Consider the following 20,181-nt stretch of genomic DNA (forward strand, 5'->3'; position numbering starts at 1 on the left):
AATACCTTATCCTATATTGGATTAGGTGTTGCACTCAGAATTGGCCGCTAAGCTTTATTTTTAAGGGATGGCGGTAACTCTGATGCAGAAAGAGTGATTTATTATTGCCAGAATCCGGCGGCTGAAGAATGGATACGTTCCCGCATGAATGATAAAGAATGGCTTCAGCAATTTTCTTCTATTCGAACGGCCTATGATCCGTTAGATAAAGAGCTTGAGAGGTGCTTTAAATCCGCATTAGAGTTTATAGAGGAAGAGAAGCAAGGGATTCATTAATAAAAATATCGCCAAAAAGCCGAGCCACCGAAATGAAATGCCCAGTGGCTCGGTTTTTTAGTTTTCGATGATTTCTGGACTCTTCCTTCTGCTTTAGTCTTATTTAAGACACGCCTTTAATCCTGCCTCTAACGCATCAACCCCCTCAAACGATTGTGGGCTGATCAGTTCAAAACGTGAGTCCCGTCGATAGGCGATGGGGAAGCGGTCGGATTCAGTGCCAACGCGGTTGTAAAACTGCCACTGATGCCGAATCCGGTACACGGCTTTCAGACGTAGCAGATCCGGAATGCCTTCCATCCAATTCACCAGCCGAGATTCGTCAAACTGATCATCCGGATGAAACAGCCAGCCGATGGTATACACCCCTGCGCCCTCGCCTGATAACTGAACCGGTTGCCCCGGTTGTACTTTTTGCAGGACATCTGCCGAGAAGGTGTCCGGTGCCGATCCGACGATGCCATCATAGGAATGCCCGCGATGATGACCTTCAGGATTATGATGGTCGTGGTCGTGGTTATGATGCTGATGAGACACTTCCTGAGAATAGAAGACCCCATCACGCCCCAGAGCCAGTAGGCTCATATCAATCTGCCCCTGCTCTGCGCGCACCACCCGCTGCTTGGGCGGAAACATTCCCAGGGCGGCCTGTTCAAAACGAGCGGTTTGCGCTTCTGTCGCCAGGTCAGTTTTGTTCAGCACCAGAATATCCGACAGACTGAGCTGATCCTGAAAAATTTCATGCTCCTGCACCCTGGGATCTTCAATGGCGCGGGGATCAACCAGACAGATAACCGCCCGTACATCCAGCACAGGGGCAAAGATCTCACTGGTCAGAGTATCCAGAATACCAGCGGGGTGGCCGATACCGGTCGGTTCGATAATCAGGCGATCCGGCTTATGCAGGCGAATCAGCTTCACCAGGGTCGCTGACAGCACCACACCCAGACTGCAGCAGATGCAGCCACCAGGCAGCTCCTGAACTTTGAGCCCCTCATCTGTATCTGACGCAGGGTATGCAGCCTGATCAATACCGATCTGACCAAACTCATTCACCACGACCACCCACTTTTCATGCTCAGGTTTCTGGGCCAGCAGATGACGAATAGCCGTGGTTTTACCCACCCCCAGAAAACCGGTAATCAGATGAGTAGGAATTCTTTTAGCGGATTTTTTACCGCCAGCGGTTTTAGACGATTGCGACTGTGGTAGGCTCAAGGGAAACTCCTGCAGGACAGCGAGATGATAACGCAGTGATAAAGTGTTACATCATAACATTTTATCAGTCAGCAGAATAAACGATCAGGACAAACAGGAGCCACCATGAGCAGATCAATCCGTAACCCCTTTTTACGCCTGCCAGTCACCGTGGGAAATGAAGTCATTCACCACCTGATTCATGCGGATCACATTTTGCAGATTACCGCAGAGGATGAATTATCCAGCATGGTAGAACTGGTCAACGGTAAGCAATATCAGGTCGAACTGAACCTGAGAGCCGTTGAGCATATGCTAAATCAGGCCTACGGTCATGAACTGGCAAAGCCACCACTGGATCTATGATCAGCCCGCCTGAGGGCTGCCTCAGGCTTTGCGGAAGTAACGGTAAAAACGCATCAGATCCTGTTGCGCCTGATGGCGTGGCATCAACTCAAAACGAACCTTGGTATTGGGATGCCGTTGGGCCAATTGTCCGGTATCCGGTGGGTACACACAGCCCAGCTTGGGGTAACCCCCAATAGTCTGACGATCCCGCATCAGCACAATCGGCTGACCATCCGGTGGGATCTGAATCGCTCCCAGTGCGATACCTTCTGAGGTGATCCCCGCCTGAAGTGCTTTAACAGCCGGCCCCTGCAGGCGGACGCCCATACGATCACTATCCGGAGAGATCTGATACTCTGCACTAAAAAAGCGCTCCAGCTGTTCCGCAGTAAATCCATCATACTGATAACCGGCGATCACCCGCAGCACCAGAGGCTCCGAGTAATCCGGCAGATAATTGTTACTCACCCGCTTGCCGATCAGCTTTTGCAACTGAGGATCTTTCCGGTGCTCCTGCTCATCACAGGACAGACAATCACCAAAACCCAAAGGGGCCCCATCGCCATAGAGGCCACCCATTTTCTCCCGCTGTACAGTGGCGACACTGCCGTAACTTTTTTCGGCTTTAAAGCCGCCCTTCACCGCCAGATAGGCCCGGGTGCCGGAACGGGGATAGCCGAACTCCAGTCGATCACCGGCACGCACCGCAAGAACTTCCCAGTTGGCGGCAGATTCACCATTGATACTGATAGCAAGATCAGCACCGGTCACGGCGATCAGGGTGTCTACCTGAGCCTGTAATTTGAGGCCACCAAAACTAATCTCAACGGCGGCTGCATCCCAGGGGTTTTTCAACAGATGGTTTGCCCAGAGAAAGGCGTGTTCATCCAAAGGCCCGCCCGTGGTCAGTCCCACATGCTGATGCCCGATACGACCACCATCCTGCAGTTGAGACATCAGCCCCGGATGGATCACGCTAAAGCCAACGTCCTGTGACGTACGGTTATCCGCTGCAACAGTATCGCTTTGCACAGCCTGATCCGAAGACGTATCAGAATCCAGAACGCCACCCAGCGCCAGAAACTGCTCGCGGCTGATGGGTTCAAAACGCACCGAATCACCAGGGGATAAGGGTGTCAGATCCGGCAAAGAACGGTCGATCATCGCCTGAGGGGTACGACCGATAATATTCCAGCCACCGGGGGATTCCAGCGGATAAACAGCCGTCTGGGTTCCGGCGATCGCAACTGAACCTTTCGCTACAGTAAGCCGCGGGGTTTCATGGCGGGGCTGGGCAATGCTGTCATCCACATCACCCAGATAAGCAAAACCGGGGGCAAAGCCGATGGCGGCGACCCGATAGCTTTTCTGACTGTGACGCTGAATCACCTCTTCAACGGTGAAACCTTTTGCTACTGCCAGTGTTTCCAGATCCGGTGCGACTTCCGGCGCATAATAAACCGGAATCCTGACCTCTTTTCCGGCTTCGGCATCAGGTTGATCAACTGATGAAAGATCAGCCAGTAAGGTTTCCAGCTGCAGGCGCAGTTGCGCGGCATCCACCAGTAACAGGTCAAAGGTGACCAGTACCGAGGTATAGGCCGGAATCAGATCGGTAATGCCTTTCAGGGGACGCATCTGTTCACAGGCCTGTGCGATTTTCGCACTCAGCTGAGGGCTGGATTTCACCGCAAAATAGAGAATCAGGCTGTCGGTAGAGGCTGTTTCGATGCGCACCATAGAGATTAAATTCCGGTAGTTCTGAAAATCTGAGTTTCCATCAAAGCGCATCCAGCGCCTGACGTATCGCTTTTACCGCCTGTAAAGAGGCGTCGTTATCACCGTGAACACACAGGGTATCGGCCTTCAGCATCACGTTAACGCCCGGCGACAGGGTGGCAATCCCGTCGCCACGGGCAATGGCCAGCGCCTGCTGCACCACCTGCTGCTGATCGTGATAGACCGCGCCTTCAACACGACGGTTCACCAGCATACCTTGTTCATCGTAAGCACGATCAGCAAAGGCTTCGAACATCAGGATCGCACCCAGTTCATCGGCCAGTTGCCGTTGTTCACTGTTGTCGGCCGTTGCCATCACAAGTACCGGCAGAGGGTCGTCCAACCCTGCACTAAAATCAACAACCGCCTGCAGAATCGCCTTCAGCACATCCGGCTGCTGCATCATATCGTTGTACAGCGCGCCGTGCGGCTTCACGTAGCGAACCCTCTCGCCATGAGCCTGACAGATCCCCTGCAGCGCCCCCAGCTGATAGAGCACCATGCTGTAGATCTCATCAAAAGAGCAGGCCATACTCCGACGGCCAAAACCCACCAGATCTGGATAGGCGGGATGAGCGCCGATCTGCACGCCGTGTTGATTGGCCAGCGCCATGGTATCGCGCATAATCAGCGGGTCAGAGGCATGAAAGCCGCAGGCGATGTTGGCCATATCGATATAGGGCATCACCGCCTGATCCATGCCCATGGACCAGCTGCCAAAACTTTCGCCCAGATCACAATTCAGTTTCATATCGCTTTCAGGCCCCTGCCGTGCGGTTACTTCCGATTTATTTCTTTTGTGGAAAGGTATCTACAGGATGATAAAACACGCTGTTTTTATTACAATTTTTTGTGACTATTCAGCCCGATTATAGCCTGTCACTGCAGCGACCTGAACCTTAACCTTAGCCCTAGCCTAAGTAGGTTCAGCCCCTTAAACCCAGAGAGCAGCTTAACCATGCCTAACGTAACCCGCATCTTTCCGGCCACCCATCGTTTTGAAGCGATACCATCTTCTGCTACGGATCAGCCTGAAAACAGTGATAAGCATGAAAGCCATGAGCAGCATAAAAAGAGCACCGATACCGCTCACATTGCGATGATCTACACCGGCGGCACCATCGGCATGGTGGAAAGCGATAAGGGACTCGTACCCGGCGACAATATGGCGGCGCGTCTGCTCAAACAGCTGGAGACTCTGCCGGATAATCGCTTAACCGCACTGCCTGATTTTGATCTGCTGACGCTGCCCCGTCTGATCGACAGCTCCAACGCGACACCTCAGGACTGGCTGGATCTGAACGGGTTGATCCGCAGTTACGCCGATCAGTATCAGGCTTTTATTGTGCTGCATGGTACGGACACCCTGGCTTATACCGCATCTGCACTAAGCTTTCTGCTGCCCGCCTCACTGCCCTGCATTGTGACCGGCTCTCAATACCCACTAGAGAAAGAAGCCAGCGATGCCCTGAGTAATGTCGAAGCGTCCCTTTTAGCTGCCAACAGCCTGATCCGCCAGCCATTACAGCACAATGCCGGTCTGATCGTCTTTGGTGACAAAATTCTGCAGGGCAACCGCGCAAGCAAAGTCAGCACCTACTCACCGCAGGGTTTTGACAGCATCAACCTGCCAGCCCTTGGCTTATGTTCTGAGGGGCAGCTCAACTGGGGTGCATCTGTAACCGCATCCGGTTTATCCGCGACAGACTTCCCGCTGATCAGCACTGAAACCACGAATGAGATCCCTCAGGTGGTGATTCTGAAACTCTGGCCGGGGATTCAGGCGCAGCAGATTGAAAGTCTGCTGGCAGAGCCGGTTAAAGGGGTTATTCTGGAAAGCTATGGCAGCGGTAACGCGCCGGATCTGAATCACCCCTTGCTGGCGGCCTTTAAAGCGGCAACAGATCGGGGCGTGGTGATCGTGAACCGCAGTCAATGTCCGCAGGGGCCGGTCAGTATGAATTATGCGGCGGGTTCTGCTCTGGCAGACGCCGGTATTATCAGCGGTGGCGCGATGACCTGCGAGGCGGCGTTTAGCAAACTGACCCTGTTGTTGCTGAGTGATTTAACCGCCGATCAGATTAAAGATACCTTTAACCGAAACTATTGTGCCGAGGGGAGCGTATAGTCAGTTAACCTTAGGTCATCACGTTGGCGCGCTCCGACAAACAGCATCAGGCAGGTGAGGGAAAATGGATCAGTTCAAAGCAGGAACAACACGCTCAGGCTCTACGGACACAGGTTCACCCGATACAGGCGCAAGCCTTAACAGCGGCTTCTATCGCGACCTGACCGCCGTCAAAGACTTCTCCCTGCTGCTTAATCTGGATACCTACCACCCGGTGCCTGATGACTGGTACGTACTGGTTGCCGATGTGGTGAACTCCACCGGTGCGATTCTGGATAACCGTTATCAGGATGTGAATACCTTGGGAGCCAGCTGTATTATCGCTGTTCTGAACGCCTGCGAGCAGATTATCGCGGCAGATTGCGACCCAACGGTTAATCAAACAAGCCTGACTAACACCTCTGACACCTCAGGTAAAAACAATCCCACCGCACTCCACAGCCGTGAAAATATCCCCTACGTTTTTGGTGGCGATGGCGCGTCTTTCTGTATTCCCCCTTGCTATCTGGATGCTGCTCTGGCGGCATTGAAAGGCACGCAAAAAGTTTCCACCGAGGCATACAGTCTGGAGCTGCGAACCGGTTTTGTGGCAGTTTCAGATCTGAGAGCCGCAGGCCATGAGCTGTTAGTCAGCAAGATGCAGGTCAGCGATCACGCCTTTCAGGCAGCCTTCGCGGGTAGCGGCATGACCGAAGCCGAAGTCTGGCTGAAAAAAGATCCGACCCGATATGCGATACCGGATTCGATTCCGGCAGAAGCAGACTTCTCTGGTCTGCAGTGCCGCTGGGATCGTATCCCCAGCCCCAGGGAAGAAACCGTTTCTCTGCTGATCGAAAGTCGCTGCGCAACACTGACCGAACAGAGTCAGCTCTATCAGGAAACCATGGCGAAAATCACCGAGATCTACGGTGACCGGGATCAGCACCACCCCCTGCAGGCCAATAACATGCAGATGACCTTCTCTAACGAGAAGCTGCGCACCGAAACCCGTCTCTACAGCGCCGGTAAAAGCTGGCTCTATAAACTCGGCTACGCGATGAAGATTCGATTTATCGCGCTGATGGGCAGCGTCATGATGGCCACTAACGTGGTGACTAACGGTTATAACTGGGGCGGTTATAAAGACGACATGATTCGCCATACCGATCACCGTAAATTCGACAACATGCTGCGTATGGTGCTGGCCGGCTCGTCAGAACAGCGTGAACAGCTGGACAGCTGGCTGCAGGAAAAGCTGGCAGCCGGCGTACTTTTTTACGGTATCAGCAAGTCTGAAGCGGCCCTCCTGACCTGTCTGGTATTTCAGCACGGACATGATCACTTCCACTTTGTAGATGGTGCCGACGGTGGCTATGCCCTGGCAGCCACTCATCTGAAACAACAACGTCGGCAAGTACTCTCACAGCCCCGTAGCCCGCTGAATGTATAAACCTGATGCGAACAAGATCGGGCAGGTATTGATTACCGTAAAGCCTCTCAAATCAGGCTGTGGCAAAGCCGATCAAATAAGCAGGTAAAATTAATAACGGCGTGCTTTTGCATATTGCATTGCAATATAAGCAGGCGTAAAGTTCAAAAGAGCCAAGTAAGGCAACCCTAACCGCTGATCTGTAGCCAAGCTTCAGAGCAGGAGGCACAATGACGGAAGATGAGTTTAAAGCACTGCAACAATGGCGCACTAATGATCTGCTTGAAGGCGTTCGTCACCTGATGGCGGTTACTCCGGTCAATAGTCTGACAGATCTGTTTCGCCTGAATGAACTGGCGGAGAGTTATCGCCAACACTACCCTTTACCGGATAATGATTAAACGCTAACGCATCAAAGCAGCAAACACGCTTTGCTGCTTTCTGTCGTCCCCCTTTTGCATCGATCCTGCCTTTACAGCTGCACAGCATTTGAATAGAGTTCGCCCTCGGCAAAAACGGGGTAGCAAGCGATGCAGATTCAACAGCGTGACGTCATTATTATCGGGGCCGGTGCAGCAGGCCTTATGTGTGCCATCAGCGCCGGACAGCGCCAGCGGGATGTGCTGGTTCTGGATCGCGCCCGTAAAGCCGGTAATAAAATTATGGTATCCGGCGGTGGTCGCTGTAACTTCACCAACTATTATGTGGAGCCGAACCGCTACCTGTCCCGTAATCCGCATTTCTGCAAATCCGCCCTCAGTCGTTACACCCAGTGGGACTTTATCGCCCTAGTGGATAAACACGGCCTGCCCTATCACGAGAAAGAGGAAGGTCAGCTGTTCTCGGATAATAAGTCGAAAGCGATTCTGGATATGATGCTGCAGGAAGTCGCCGACGCCGGTGCTCATATTCGCCTGAAAACGGAAGTGGTCAGTATCGAAACACTGCCGGAAGATGCCGCCCCCTATCGCTATCAACTGACCGTTGAACAGAATGGCCTGAAAGAGACCCTGCGCTGCCAGTCGCTGGTGATCGCCACCGGTGGTCTTTCCATGCCGACTATGGGCGCTTCCGGTTTTGGTTATCAGATCGCCGAGCAGTTTGGTCTAACGGTACTACCCCGCTCTGCCGCTCTGGTGCCCTTTACTCTGCAACCGGAAGAGAAAACTCTGACCGAACCCCTGTCCGGCCTCAGCACACCGGCAACGCTGACCTGCACGCCTGCGAAAGGAAGCAAAAATGATAAGGGCAAACCCCGTGAAGGCATGAGCTTTACCGGCAGCCTGCTCTTTACCCATCGGGGCTTAAGCGGCCCTGCGGTTCTGCAGATCTCCTCCTACTGGCAATCCGGCGACACCCTGGAGATCGACCTGATCCCGGGACTGGATCTGGATGAACACTTAAAAGAGCTGCGCCAGAGCCGCCCGAAAGTGGAGCTGAAAACCGTACTGGGTGAGCACCTGCCCGCACGTCTGGCCAAAGCCCTGTGCGAACACTGGTTCGCCAACACCACCATGAGTGAACTGAGCAACGCTAAAATCGAAGAGATCGCCAACAAGGTGCATCGCTGGCAGCCGAAAATCTCCGGCACCGAGGGTTACCGCACCGCAGAGGTCACCTTAGGCGGCATCGACACCGACGAGCTTTCCTCCAAAACCATGGAAGCGAAAAAAGCACCGGGCCTCTACTTTATCGGTGAAGTGGTGGATGTCTCCGGCCATCTGGGGGGCTTTAACTTCCAATGGGCGTGGAGTTCCGGCTGGGTTGCCGGAGAAGTGGTTTAAGCATACCAGTATTCTGGCTTTCCTTAGCCCAGATATGAAAAAACCGCCCGTAAGGCGGTTTTTTCGCCCCAAGCAAAAGTCAATTGAATGACCCTGCAAAGGGTGAGTCGTTTCCTGATGATAACGCTAATAACGATATTGTCAAATGCCTTAACCAACATCCGACGTAGCCCAACTATCGTATAATCAGCACCATCTAATTTTTAAAATACCAACTCACGTTACCAAGCCTACAGGTTCACCATGTCTGATCTGACCACTACCGATACTACTGGCCTGCCCGAAAACCTGAATATGGATTTCAGTCAGCGTCTTGCCATTAACACCGCTGAGATGGATTGGCTACCAAGCCCGGCGAAAGGTGTGCGCCGTAAACCGCTGGAACGGGCGCAGCGGGAAGCCGGTCATACCACAAGTATTGTCGAGTACGCACCGGGTACAAGTTTCAGTGAGCATCCGCATCCGTTGGGGGAGGAGATCTTTGTGCTGGACGGCGTATTCTCCGATGAAAGCGGTGATTATCCGGCGGGCAGTTATATCCGTAATCCACCGGGAAGCCGTCACGCACCCTTCAGTAAGGAAGGCTGCACCATCTTTGTCAAACTGAATCAGTTTGATCCGAATGATCTTGATCAGATACGCATCCAGACCAAAGAACAGACCTGGCGACAAGGGATTGGTGGTTTACAGGTGATGCCGCTGCATGACTTTGAAGGCCAGCATACCGCTCTGGTGAAGTGGCCTGCCGGTGAACGGTTTCAGCCACACCGACACTTTGGTGGCGAGGAGATTCTGGTGATCTCAGGCACCTTTAAAGATGAACACGGCGATTATCCCGCAGGCAGCTGGTTACGCAGCCCGCACATGAGCGAGCACAACCCCTTTGTCGATGAACAAACCCTGATTCTGGTAAAGGTGGGCCATCTGCCTGCTTAAAGCTGGCTCCATTAATCCGGTAAATCCGAGGAGGCCTTCAGGTCACCTCATCCTCATGAACAGATCGACTGACAACCACGCAATTTCTGCCTTTATTTTTGGCCTGATAGAGCGCCAGATCCGTACGCTGATACCACTGGGAGAAAGACTCTGTCACATTCAGCTGAGCCACACCCAGACTCACTGTTAATGTGGCGGCAACATCGTCTGACCCCCGCTCAATCAATTGCCGATAGCGCTCAGCCAGCTCTTCAGCATCTTTCAGCTGAGTATTAGGCAGCAAAATCAGAAACTCTTCGCCACCCCAGCGCACGAGATGATCCGTCTCCCGCATCGCATGTCTTAGCGTGAAACTTAGCCAACGCAGTACATCATCCCCAACTTTGTGTCCCAAGGTATCATTGATGCGCTTGAAGTGATCAATATCCAGAATCATCATCACAACCGGGGTCTGATAACGACGACAGTGGGCCATCTCCTGATTAATAATAGGCTCAGCACCGTGACGATTGAGTACACCGGTCAACTGATCGGTTTGCGCCAGACTAAGGGCTTCCCGCTCGGCCTCTTTGCGGCGACTCACCTCTTCCTGCAGCCGTCTATTCAGCTGTCCGTACCAGACAATCACGCCCCCTAAAATCAGTATGGTAATCAGAATGCCGACCAGTGTGACCAGCCAATCGTGGTTCGCATCGTAACGGATCGACACCCAACGATTAATCACCTCCTGACGCTCAGCTTCAGATATCTGACTGATCGCTTTATTCATAATGGATAGCAGGGGCTGCAGCTCTTTTCGTACCCCCATGGATAACTGCCAGAAACGGTCGATCTCGCTGGAGACTTTCAGCTGCCCCTGATAGCGGTTTTGAATCCAATAGCCGGAAGTAATCAAAGAATCGATATAACCGTAAAGCTTGCCATCCCGAACCCAGCTCAGACCTTGCTCATTACTGGCAACATCCACAAACTCAAGATCCGGATACTGCTCCCTCAACGCCTGATTAATGGCATAACCACTGACAACGCCAATGCGCTTGTTTTGAAGGTATTTCAGATCTGACAGATAAGGGGCATCCACCCTGGTAATCATCACCAAAGGCGATTCAACAAAGGGCTGAGTAAAGTCGAGAAAAGACCGGCGCTCTTCTGTTGGCATAATCAGAGGGAAGATATCACATGCCCCCTCCTGCCCCAGTCTCAGGGACTCTTTCCAGGAGTCAGTGGGTACAGGCTTAAAACGCAGATTGAGCTGCTTTGAAACAATCGCCATCAATTCCGCAGACACACCAACGTATTCGCCAAGGCGCAGGGCCTCAAGAGGCATCCAGTCCGGGTCAATGCAGAGATTGAGTTCCGGATGACGATTCAGAAACGCCGCCTCAGTCATCGTTAAGCCTGTAATCATGTCGGTACTGAGAGAAGCCCGCATCCACTTCTCTTTCAGCTGTGAAACCTGATCGTAGGAGATCGCCTGCTGAGCTTTCACCAGAATACGCTCCAGCAGATCGTTTCCTTTCTGTACCCCCATGGGTAATGAGGTCCGCAACGGCAGGTCCAGCCCCTTAATCTGGCCCGTAGTGAGATGACTAAGCCAGTGTTTCTGTACATAAAAATTCAACGAAGGATGACTACCCACAGCAATATCAGCCCGACCATTGGCGACTGCCAGTACAGCGGCATCTGTGGCCGCGGTCGTCAGCACAGATGTGGTGGGATAGTTTTTTTTCAGATAGTTATGCAGAAAGGTATTCTTGGCGACAGCAACAATCCGCCCCTCAAGGGGTTTACCCGCCATATCACGATGAAAGACCGCTGCGCTGACGTATTCAATATGGCTATAAGGTGTAAAGTTGATATAAGCGCGCCGCTCTTCAGTCACAGCGATTGTCGGAATAACATCAAGCTCACCAGCCCGAAGCCGTTTGAGTGCTTCAAACCAGGGGATGCCACTGACAAAGCGAATCTCTTTATCCAGCACAGCACCCATTTTATTCATGTAGTCAATGGAGTAGCCCTGAATTGATCCGGCATCGTTAAAGCTAAAGGGCGGAAAGGTGTCCAGAGCCAGCACCGAAAGATACGGCTTACTGTCCAGATAAGCCTGCTCCTGCACTGTCAGCTTAAGTGCTGCAGCGGAGGCGGGCAAAGAGGCGATAAGACACAACCCCAACATAAGCACCATCATCCATAAGGCTCTGGGTCGGTCTGGCAAGAACGCAGGGTTAATCAAACTCTCCATCTCCTTATGTAACGCTTTGTATCTACCTTAATAGTACAGCGACAACACAGGAGGCGCACGACAAAAACATCAGTATTAGACTTAAAGTGGATCAGGCCAATAACAAACCAGCCACAGCAAAAACGATCACCAGCCAGGCCAGGGGCAAGTTAAAGCGCTTGAACACAACCCAGCCCATAAGGATCAAAACCAGATCCGGTAGCAACACCGTTAACAAGTGTGTCGTCATAGCGCTACCAGAAAGCCCTATAAAGGGCTTTACCAGCATCATCAGCAGTAGAAAGAGCAATGCCTGCATCAGAAATCCAACCACCGCAGCATTCACACCCTTTACCGCTGCCATCAAAGCCGGTCGACGGTTTAACGCTTGCCAGTGAGGCATAAGTGCTGCCATCAGCATCAGACCCGGCAAAAAAATTCCCAAAGTCGCTACGACAGACGTCAGTATCGCTGCACCGAGGTGATGGGTTTCATTCCAGCCAATCTCTGCTCCCATAAACCCCGCCAGAGTAAACATTGGCCCAGGCACAGCCTGAGCAAGGCTGTAACCGGTCAGAAAACGATCCGCCATCATGTGCGACAGCATCTGACCTTCCATTAACGGCAAAACCACATGTCCACCGCCAAACACCAAGCTGCCGATCTGAAAAAACTCCAGAAAAATCCCCTCAAATGAGACCTGAATCGCAGAAGGTGTCACCAAAGCACTGGCAACCAACAGCAATGTAATCACCCCCAGAGTTATCCAGAGCGGCAGACGGCTTTTCAGTTGAGGTGGTGTGTCGTCTGTTGAAGACGGGATTCCAGAACGCTTTTCCAGCTCGGGGGTTAGGCCCGCCCAGCCAACAATGGCGGCAAGAACCAACAAAGCAATCGGAAACCAGCTGGTCCCGGGGGCCACAAGAAGCATAAGTGAGGCCGCCAAAGCGATAACCCGTGTCAACGCCTGCTGACAAAAGCTTCGGAACATCCCCAAACAGGCATCGGCGACGACCACAATCGCCAATAGCTTCAGGCCATGAACTAAACCCATAAACGATTCCTCGAAAATCATTGTCGAGGTCGCTAACGCCAGCCAAAGCATCAGTAAAAACGATGGCAGAGTAAAACCTAAAAAGGCTGCAACGCCCCCTAAAACTCCCGCTTGTTTCATACCAATAGCAAAACCGACCTGGCTGGAACCGGGGCCCGGCAGAAACTGGCTCAGGGCAACCAGAGCACTGTATTCCTGATCACTCAACCAGCGGTGTTGCTCCACGAAAAACTTCCGGAAATACCCCAAATGAGCGACAGGGCCACCAAAGCTAAAGCAACCAAGGCGCAAAAACACAGCAAAGACATGAAAAAATGACGCCCTCTTTTTCTCTGGAACGTCAGTGGATATCTGCACATTAGTCACAAGTTGTTCCTTTAAAAAAACAGATCAGACGGACAGCAATGACCGGGAAAAATGCTTTAAAACGCTTTTAAAAACAAACAAATAGCGAATAATAGTCCAGCTGCATGACCGTTTGCTGACAAGGCGTAATCCTATGCGCTTCTGGCAGAGTCATGGCACTCCAACACAAATGACCGAAATCAAATTAATCACGATACTGATCAGTTCGATGCAATAGCCCACTTAAAGAAGTAAATTGCGTTTTACATTCAATTAGTTACTGAATCAGGTGATCACTGGTTCACACCTCGTAACACTGGTAAGATACGCGCCATCCTTTTTGGCTACCTAGCAGAGAACCTTCGGTCTCTCATTAGATAGGACCGAATATATAACACCTCTGCTGCTTCAGCCGCAGGACCAGGAAGGTGGACTGGGATCCACAGATAAAGGCTTTTCACTCTTGGGATAAGAGCTGAAACAATAAAAATGATGAGTATGAATAATCAAACGGTAGATTTGTTTTCCCCGGATCATGATTATGATCTGCGCTTTCATGAAGAACCCGACCTGAGCTTTGCCAACCAATGGACCTCAGTGCCTGTTCATATTAAAGAAGCCGTAGAGCTGTCTCAGAGCCTGCCTGTGGTTTTTCGTCGTAACCCGACCGGTACGATTGAGATTATCGCGCTTTTCACCTGTAACGGTGAACACCTGATCAAAAAAGGTCAGTGGAGCCTGAAGCAGCAGCCGGATCTGCTGCAACTGTATCCTTTTACCTGGATGCTGAAGCAGCGTGATATCAAACTGGCTTATTATCGCGAGGCACCTCATTTTCAGGGTAAGGGTCAGAAATTACTGACGTCGAAAGGCAAACCAACCCGTAAACTGAATGAGGTGATCAAGGGTCTGGATAAAGCTCAGAGCTTTTTCTCTGTCACCGGTCAGCGCATGATGGAGCTGGTTCGCTTTAACCTGCTCACACCGATCACAGTGGCGCAGAATGTCACGCTGCCTCAGGAAACTTATCTGGTTCTGAAAGAGCCTGTTTCCGATGAAATTAGTGTTCAGCTTAGCCCGGAAGTTGCTCACCTGCTGGATTGTCACGTTAAGAGCCTGTCTCTGCTACCCGCAATCAACGGTGCTCTGAGCACTCCCGTTGAAGCCGCACCGAAAGTTGCTAAGAAAAAATCTCCGGAGAAAAAAGCAGAGCCCCAAAAAGCCCCTGCCAAAAAAGCTCCGGCTAAAAAGGCAGAACCCGCTAAAAAAGCCCAGCCCAAAGCAGCCAAGACAAATGAAGCAGCCGGTATTGATGCCATTATCGATGCGGCCTGCGCCAAGTTCGAGGTTAGCCGTGACGACCTGCAGAGCCGCAAGCGTAACGACCTGCTGACCCAGGCCCGCAACCAACTGGCCGCTGAATCAAAAGCTTCAGACAACCTGAAAGCGATGGCCGCATGGCTTGAGCGTTCTCCAGCCACACTGAATAGCTGGCTAAAATAGTCTGATGCAGGGTTTAGGGTCTGCCTGGTAAACAGATGGACTTTTAAACCTGCGCCAAAAAGCCCGATGACTACCTGACATTCAGGGAGTCATCGGGCTTTTTGCTTTAGGCCGTCTCAATTAAGCCGACTGACTGCGCCCAACAGAACTGATAACAGACAAACTCAGATCATCAGGCGTTTTCGATACTGTGCTCCAGCATGTACTGCTGCACAATCTCCGGCAGCTCAACCACTTTACGCTCGGTCATAGAGAACCAGCCAAAGACCGCTTTATGGCGCGCCGCCAGATCACCGTTCTGACGATAGATACTGTTCACCAGCTGTACCGACTTTGCCGAGCCGGTTGGCTCACCGATCTCAACAGTCACTTCAACCATTTCACCCATAAAGAGCTCGCGGAAGTATTCCGTTTCCTCTTTAAACAGCACCGGACCTAACCCCTGCTGCTTAAGCCACTCCTGAGTCATACCAATTTTAATCATGTATCCGACACGGGTATGGGCACAGAAATCCGCATAAGCGCTATGGCGCATGTGCTGGTTAGAGTCGCAGTCGCTCCAGCGCACTTCAATCTGTTTGCGGAATAAAACCTTTGCGTCTGACATTGCTCTCTCCTCTCTGGGTAACCCTGCAGTAGGCAGTAAATCGTTGTCTCGTGTGTTAACGGCTGTTGCGTACCAGCTTATCGATCCAATCGCAGTTGCAGCATTGTGCCCCGATGTTTGGTATAAGTTAAATTCATAATTTAAATTCGAGCCATGACTCAGAATCATTACTCTAAAATAAGAAACATCATCGCGCCAAGCCATAAGAACAAGACAAAAAGAACAAGAGCCTGCGAATGGATATCCGAACCCTGAAAAAGATCGACCTGAATGCACTAGTGACCCTGAAAGTGCTGTTGGACGAAAAGCACGTCACTCACACAGCCCATCAGCTCAACTTAACGCAGTCAGCGGTTAGCCGGACTCTGGCAAAACTGCGGGAGATGTTTAACGACCCCCTACTGGTAAAATCCGGCAAACATCTGGCCCTGACCAAGCGTGCAGAAAAGCTGCAACCGCAGCTGAATGCTCTGCTGGAAAATGCCAGCGCCCTACTGCTACCGGAAGCGTTTAATCCCGCCACCCACAAAGGCAGTATCCGCCTGGCTACCACAGACTACGGCACCCACAGTATGCTACCTCGCTTGGTTCCTGCGCTGAACGAGATGGCCCCAGGTGTTGATCTGACGGCGGTGGACTGGCGCTCTAACCTGCTGACCGAGCTGGAAGAGAATCGGGTAGACCTGATCATTGGTGGCGCAACCGAACTGCCTGCCGACATCTTTCAGCGAATTGTGGCACACGACCAGTTTGTTGCAGTGCTGAGAAAAGGCCACCCCTGCGAAGACGGGATCAGCCTGGAAGATTACCTGCAACTGAAACACGTCATGATCAGTCCCACGGGAACCGGGAACAGTGGTATCGATGACCTGTTGGCTCTGACAGGACATAAACGCAATATCAGCGTGCGCGTCCCCCACTTTTTTGCCGCACTGGAGATTATCGCGACAACCGATATGGTGATACTCCTGCCCGCCAAGTTCGTTCGACGCTATGTCGCACCGGAAAAATACAGCGTACTGGAACCACCTTTTGAGATCCCGCCAATGGAGATCTCCATGTTCTGGCACGCCCGTATGCACCATGATCCCCTGCACAAATGGTTCCGTCAGTTTGTCTTTGACACCATTTACGACCGTAACCGTTAAAGCCTCGGCCCGCTAGCAGGCTAGCCGCAGGAGTTATCCGGATACAGGCAGGGTTTTCGCATTCAGCAGCCGGATACTGATGCCGATCAAACAGGCAACCAGCAGCATCATCACCATCGGCAGCGGCGTGCCATCAGCGAAATAGCCAATAATGCCGCCGGATAAACCACCGGAAAGAAACCCCAGCGCGGCAATCAACGCAGTGGCAGTGCCTGCCCGCGTTGGAAAGAGTTCGGTGGTACAAGAGATACTGTTGGCGACCACAAAACTGTGACTGCCCATAAAGAGCATCGTCATCGGGATCAGAAGATAGAGCGTATGCTCATCCGCCAGAAGGATATAGGCGACCATTAAAGCACTGGCGGTCAGCTGCATACCCTGTCCTATAGCGATCAACTGGCGGGGTTCAAACCGGCGCAGCAGGCGCAGATTGACCCGACTCATCAGCACCATCGCCCCGACGTTAAAGCCGAAGACAAAGGGGTAAACGGTTTCCGTTAAACCAAAATAGCCCATCAGCACACCGGGCGACGCGGTGATAAACCCCAGCAAGCCAGCATAGGCTGCGCAGGTTGAAGTAATAAAACCCCAGACCCGTCGCTCACGAATGACCACAAAATAGTTCGCAAGCAGATTACCACTGGCTTGCATCGGACTGGTTTCCGGTAAATGCCTGTAAAACAGAAGCATCAGAACCAGTGCATAAACCAGCAGAAAACCAAAGATGGTATTCCAGTTACTCACCTGCAGGATCAGCATACCGATAATCGGTGCTGCAAGAGGAGCGACCATCATCACCTGCATCACGCGAATCAGATTAGCCGCACCGTCTTTACCCGAGCTGAGATCCCGTATAATGGCAGAGCTGTTTACCATCGCCAGACCGCCGCCCAGGGCCTGAATAAAACGTAAACTCCAAAGCTGGACAAGGCTATCGGATAGCAGAATACCCAGACTTGAGAGCGCAAAAATCCCCAACCCGCTGATAACCAGTTTGCGGCGCCCAAAACGATCCGACAAAGGCCCACCCAGTAATTGCCCCAGACTCAGCCCCAGCAGAAAGTAGCTAATGGATATTTCGACCTCATGCACAGCAACATCAAAGTCACCTGCCATTAAAGGAATCGCTGACAGATAAATATCGGTGCCCAAAGGTGCCAAAGCCGTCAGCGCAGAAAGCATCAGCAACAGACTGGTGGTCGCCTGAACGGCAGCAGCCTGTTGTGTTGAGGTGGGGTGTTTTTTGTCAGACATGCAGTATGCATCCTCTTCACGGATGGCAGGCATCCCGGAAACATCAGAAACGATCAGAGAATAAAAAACAGGGCGAGCCCTCACGACTCAACCCTGTGAAAAAGCAACAATGGCAAACCACTTGCGCAAGGGGTATCAACCTTGTTGCTGTTATCGGCCTGAAGAGCAGGCAATAACAAAAGTAATGGCTGTTCTGACACCGGCACAATGGTGAGAGAACCGCCTGATGACCGTTATAAAGGCACCGTCAGAATCGGTCGACGACAGTGATGCATCACTTTTGTCGGTGTGTCACCCAACAGACTGTTCTGATGGCGGACACCCATGACAATAACCGTCGCATCCATCTCTTCGGCCACTTCCAGAATCTTTTTCCAGGGCGTGCCCTCTTCAACACGGGCTTCCAACTGACCGTCTTCCAACATTTCGGAGGCATCCAGCTCTTCGCGGCAGAAACGCTCAACACGCTCAACCACCTGCTGATGCACATGTTGCAGACTCTCATCATGAAGGGCTTTCAGATTAGGATCATCACTCATCATCGAACGCACCAGGCGCTCAGCATGGCCACTGACCGGCTCAACCACATGCAGAAAGGTGATCTGGGATTGGTAATGGCCGCACAAGCTCATGGCCGCCCGAAAAGCCGGACGGGAACCGGGACGAATATCCGAGGCATATAAAATACGGGTAACACCGGGCAGCATCGCTAACCCTCCTTATCAGCTTGAAGGGTCCAGAGGTGGGTCGCCTCTGAACACACTCCAGTCATTGTTATTCTGTTAGCTCTGTAAAACATGGCTGAAGGTAGTTTGAACCTTCAGCCTAAACTTCGGGTGATTGAACGCTTCTAGCGATAAAGCAGTTCAGGCAGGAACAGGGCAATCTGAGCGATAAAGGTGATCAGCGCCAGACGGACAATATCGGCCATCCAGAATGGGGTTACCCCCTTAAAGATGGTGCCCGGCTTCACATCCCTGAGCACCGCACTGAGCACGAAAACGTTCATCCCCACCGGCGGCGTAATAAGGCTGATCTCCGTGACAACCACCACCACAATACCGAACCAGACCAGATCGAAGCCCAGGCTCTGTACCAGCGGATAGAAGATAGGCACCGTCAGCAGCATCATGGAAAGACTCTCAAACACCATGCCCAACACGATATAGATCGCCAGAATCACCAGAATCACGCCCATCGGGCTGATATCCAGCGAGGTCACAAAAGCCAGCAGTGCATCCGGCAGACCCGCACGGTTGATAAAGTCAGAGAACACCAGCGCACCGATCAGAACACCAAACAGCATCGCTGTCGTCCGGCCAGTATCGGTCATCGCGTGGAACAGAGAACCCAGGGAAAGGGAGCGACGGGCCAGAGCGATCACAAAGGCACCACCGGCACCAATGCCAGCCGCTTCTGTCGGGGTGAAGACCCCCAGATAGATACCGCCCATTACGATGGTGAAAAGGACCAAAACACCCCAGACACCTTTCAGAGCCGCAAAGCGCTCACTCCAGCTCATTTTTTCGCCCGGAGGGCCTGCTTCAGGGTTACGCCATACGATATAACGCACGGCCGCCAGATAGAGAATGATCCCCAGCAGACCGGGCAGGAAACCCGCAGCAAACAGTTCACGGATACTGGATTCGGTCAGCAGACCGTAGATCACCAGAATCACGCTGGGTGGAATCAGAATACCCAGAGTCCCCCCGGCTGCGATCGACGCAGTAGCCAGAGAATCGGAGTAACCAAATTTACGCATCGGCGGCATTGCCACCTTAGCCATGGTTGCAGAGGTTGCCAGTGAAGAACCGCAAATCGCAGAAAAACCACCACAGGCCACAACTGTTGCCATGGACAGACCACCTTTACGGTGACCCAGAAACGCATAAGAGGCCTGATAGAGTTCCTGAGAAAGACCGGATTTGGTCACCAGGTTGCCCATCAGAATAAACAGAGGAATCACCGACAGGCCGTATTCCTGTGCGGTATCAATGACACGGTTCGCCGCCATAGACAAAGCGCCGGTCCAGCGAAAATCAAATAAATTGTCAAAGCCCAGCCCCTGCAGGTAGGCAAAACCGAAGAACCCTACAAAGCCCATCGCAAAAGCGATCGGGATTCGCACGATTACGATCAGCGCCAGCAGAATAGCAAAGCCGATAAGTGCTACAGTCATAAACTTGGTCCGGA

Annotated in this window: 18 protein-coding genes; 9 read left to right on the forward strand and 9 right to left on the reverse strand. The window is 52.2% G+C overall.

Annotated features, from left to right (window positions below):
* Window positions 1–144 precede the first annotated feature (144 nt).
* Window positions 145–276, forward strand: coding sequence for a hypothetical protein (locus AC4GL5_RS14765; RefSeq protein WP_490383561.1), 132 nt, complete (start codon window positions 145–147; stop codon window positions 274–276).
* 99 nt (window positions 277–375) lie between these two features.
* Here AC4GL5_RS14765 and AC4GL5_RS14770 read toward each other — a convergent pair whose 3' ends face one another.
* On the reverse strand, window positions 376–1,494 hold the full coding sequence (locus tag AC4GL5_RS14770; RefSeq protein ID WP_490383562.1) for a CobW family GTP-binding protein: 1,119 nt from the start codon (window positions 1,492–1,494) through the stop codon (window positions 376–378).
* Window positions 1,495–1,599: 105 nt separating this feature from the next.
* Here AC4GL5_RS14770 and AC4GL5_RS14775 point away from each other — a divergent pair, with 105 nt between their 5' ends.
* Window positions 1,600–1,839, forward strand: a complete 240-nt coding sequence (locus AC4GL5_RS14775; RefSeq protein WP_490383563.1) for a hypothetical protein — start codon at window positions 1,600–1,602, stop codon at window positions 1,837–1,839.
* A gap of 21 nt (window positions 1,840–1,860) precedes the next feature.
* Here the strand turns inward: AC4GL5_RS14775 and pxpB are convergent, their stop codons facing one another.
* The gene (gene pxpB / locus AC4GL5_RS14780) at window positions 1,861–3,612 is read right to left on the reverse strand and encodes a 5-oxoprolinase subunit PxpB (RefSeq protein ID WP_490383564.1); all 1,752 of its coding nucleotides are present in this window, start codon (window positions 3,610–3,612) and stop codon (window positions 1,861–1,863) included.
* Window positions 3,602–4,351, reverse strand: coding sequence for a 5-oxoprolinase subunit PxpA (locus AC4GL5_RS14785; RefSeq protein WP_490383565.1), 750 nt, complete (start codon window positions 4,349–4,351; stop codon window positions 3,602–3,604). Before AC4GL5_RS14785 ends, pxpB begins: the two co-directional genes overlap by 11 nt.
* Window positions 4,352–4,558: 207 nt before the next feature.
* On the opposite strand from AC4GL5_RS14785, the gene AC4GL5_RS14790 reads away from it, so the two are divergent.
* The 5 genes from AC4GL5_RS14790 to AC4GL5_RS14810 all read left to right on the forward strand — a co-directional run bounded on the left by AC4GL5_RS14790 (window position 4,559) and on the right by AC4GL5_RS14810 (window position 9,856).
* On the forward strand, window positions 4,559–5,728 hold the full coding sequence (locus AC4GL5_RS14790; RefSeq protein ID WP_490383566.1) for an asparaginase: 1,170 nt from the start codon (window positions 4,559–4,561) through the stop codon (window positions 5,726–5,728).
* Window positions 5,729–5,792: 64 nt separating this feature from the next.
* Complete coding sequence (locus tag AC4GL5_RS14795) at window positions 5,793–7,157, forward strand: DUF3095 domain-containing protein (protein WP_490383567.1); 1,365 nt, start codon at window positions 5,793–5,795, stop codon at window positions 7,155–7,157.
* Between the two features lie 209 nt (window positions 7,158–7,366).
* On the forward strand, window positions 7,367–7,537 hold the full coding sequence (locus AC4GL5_RS14800; protein WP_490383568.1) for a hypothetical protein: 171 nt from the start codon (window positions 7,367–7,369) through the stop codon (window positions 7,535–7,537).
* A gap of 129 nt (window positions 7,538–7,666) precedes the next feature.
* Window positions 7,667–8,920, forward strand: coding sequence for a BaiN/RdsA family NAD(P)/FAD-dependent oxidoreductase (locus tag AC4GL5_RS14805; protein WP_490383569.1), 1,254 nt, complete (start codon window positions 7,667–7,669; stop codon window positions 8,918–8,920).
* A 243-nt stretch (window positions 8,921–9,163) separates the two neighbouring features.
* Window positions 9,164–9,856 (forward strand): cupin domain-containing protein, encoded by a 693-nt coding sequence (locus AC4GL5_RS14810; RefSeq protein WP_490383570.1) that lies wholly within the window; start codon window positions 9,164–9,166, stop codon window positions 9,854–9,856.
* Window positions 9,857–9,893: 37 nt separating this feature from the next.
* On the opposite strand, the gene AC4GL5_RS14815 is transcribed toward AC4GL5_RS14810, so the two are convergent.
* Window positions 9,894–12,044: a transporter substrate-binding domain-containing diguanylate cyclase gene (locus AC4GL5_RS14815; protein ID WP_490383571.1), complete on the reverse strand. Its 2,151-nt coding sequence runs from the start codon at window positions 12,042–12,044 to the stop codon at window positions 9,894–9,896.
* Between the two features lie 145 nt (window positions 12,045–12,189).
* Entirely contained in the window at window positions 12,190–13,497 is a 1,308-nt protein-coding gene (gene chrA / locus AC4GL5_RS14820) for a chromate efflux transporter (protein ID WP_490383572.1), read from the reverse strand.
* Between the two features lie 477 nt (window positions 13,498–13,974).
* Here chrA and AC4GL5_RS14825 point away from each other — a divergent pair, with 477 nt between their 5' ends.
* Window positions 13,975–14,979 carry a SapC family protein gene (locus AC4GL5_RS14825; protein ID WP_490383573.1) on the forward strand — a complete coding sequence of 335 codons (1,005 nt, stop codon included), beginning with the start codon at window positions 13,975–13,977 and terminating at the stop codon, window positions 14,977–14,979.
* A gap of 172 nt (window positions 14,980–15,151) precedes the next feature.
* On the opposite strand, the gene AC4GL5_RS14830 is transcribed toward AC4GL5_RS14825, so the two are convergent.
* Complete coding sequence (locus AC4GL5_RS14830; RefSeq protein WP_490383574.1) at window positions 15,152–15,586, reverse strand: acyl-CoA thioesterase; 435 nt, start codon at window positions 15,584–15,586, stop codon at window positions 15,152–15,154.
* Between the two features lie 236 nt (window positions 15,587–15,822).
* On the opposite strand from AC4GL5_RS14830, the gene AC4GL5_RS14835 reads away from it, so the two are divergent.
* Window positions 15,823–16,734: a LysR family transcriptional regulator gene (locus AC4GL5_RS14835; RefSeq protein ID WP_490383575.1), complete on the forward strand. Its 912-nt coding sequence runs from the start codon at window positions 15,823–15,825 to the stop codon at window positions 16,732–16,734.
* A 33-nt stretch (window positions 16,735–16,767) separates the two neighbouring features.
* On the opposite strand, the gene AC4GL5_RS14840 is transcribed toward AC4GL5_RS14835, so the two are convergent.
* The 3 genes from AC4GL5_RS14840 to AC4GL5_RS14850 form a co-directional block, all read right to left on the reverse strand.
* A complete protein-coding gene (locus AC4GL5_RS14840) occupies window positions 16,768–17,988 on the reverse strand; it encodes a multidrug effflux MFS transporter (RefSeq protein ID WP_490383576.1) in 1,221 nt (406 codons plus the stop codon).
* Window positions 17,989–18,221: 233 nt separating this feature from the next.
* The gene (locus AC4GL5_RS14845; RefSeq protein ID WP_490383577.1) at window positions 18,222–18,695 is read right to left on the reverse strand and encodes a universal stress protein; all 474 of its coding nucleotides are present in this window, start codon (window positions 18,693–18,695) and stop codon (window positions 18,222–18,224) included.
* Between the two features lie 143 nt (window positions 18,696–18,838).
* Window positions 18,839–20,167, reverse strand: coding sequence for a TRAP transporter large permease (locus AC4GL5_RS14850; protein WP_490383578.1), 1,329 nt, complete (start codon window positions 20,165–20,167; stop codon window positions 18,839–18,841).
* Window positions 20,168–20,181 lie beyond the last annotated feature (14 nt).

Source organism: Oceanospirillum sp., from assembly GCF_982874595.1.

Bases quoted from the DNA above. Each gene is read 5' to 3' on its own strand.
- AC4GL5_RS14765 (WP_490383561.1), top strand. From the start codon at position 145: ATGAATGATAAAGAATGGCTTCAGCAATTTTCTTCTATTCGAACGGCC.
- AC4GL5_RS14775 (WP_490383563.1), top strand. From the start codon at position 1,600: ATGAGCAGATCAATCCGTAACCCCTTTTTACGCCTGCCAGTCACCGTG.
- pxpB (WP_490383564.1), bottom strand. From the start codon at position 3,612: ATGCGCTTTGATGGAAACTCAGATTTTCAGAACTACCGGAATTTAATC.
- AC4GL5_RS14785 (WP_490383565.1), bottom strand. From the start codon at position 4,351: ATGAAACTGAATTGTGATCTGGGCGAAAGTTTTGGCAGCTGGTCCATG.
- AC4GL5_RS14790 (WP_490383566.1), top strand. From the start codon at position 4,559: ATGCCTAACGTAACCCGCATCTTTCCGGCCACCCATCGTTTTGAAGCG.
- AC4GL5_RS14795 (WP_490383567.1), top strand. From the start codon at position 5,793: ATGGATCAGTTCAAAGCAGGAACAACACGCTCAGGCTCTACGGACACA.
- AC4GL5_RS14800 (WP_490383568.1), top strand. From the start codon at position 7,367: ATGACGGAAGATGAGTTTAAAGCACTGCAACAATGGCGCACTAATGAT.
- AC4GL5_RS14805 (WP_490383569.1), top strand. From the start codon at position 7,667: ATGCAGATTCAACAGCGTGACGTCATTATTATCGGGGCCGGTGCAGCA.
- AC4GL5_RS14810 (WP_490383570.1), top strand. From the start codon at position 9,164: ATGTCTGATCTGACCACTACCGATACTACTGGCCTGCCCGAAAACCTG.
- AC4GL5_RS14815 (WP_490383571.1), bottom strand. From the start codon at position 12,044: ATGATGGTGCTTATGTTGGGGTTGTGTCTTATCGCCTCTTTGCCCGCC.
- AC4GL5_RS14825 (WP_490383573.1), top strand. From the start codon at position 13,975: ATGAATAATCAAACGGTAGATTTGTTTTCCCCGGATCATGATTATGAT.
- AC4GL5_RS14830 (WP_490383574.1), bottom strand. From the start codon at position 15,586: ATGTCAGACGCAAAGGTTTTATTCCGCAAACAGATTGAAGTGCGCTGG.
- AC4GL5_RS14835 (WP_490383575.1), top strand. From the start codon at position 15,823: ATGGATATCCGAACCCTGAAAAAGATCGACCTGAATGCACTAGTGACC.
- AC4GL5_RS14840 (WP_490383576.1), bottom strand. From the start codon at position 17,988: ATGTCTGACAAAAAACACCCCACCTCAACACAACAGGCTGCTGCCGTT.
- AC4GL5_RS14845 (WP_490383577.1), bottom strand. From the start codon at position 18,695: ATGCTGCCCGGTGTTACCCGTATTTTATATGCCTCGGATATTCGTCCC.
- AC4GL5_RS14850 (WP_490383578.1), bottom strand. From the start codon at position 20,167: ATGACTGTAGCACTTATCGGCTTTGCTATTCTGCTGGCGCTGATCGTA.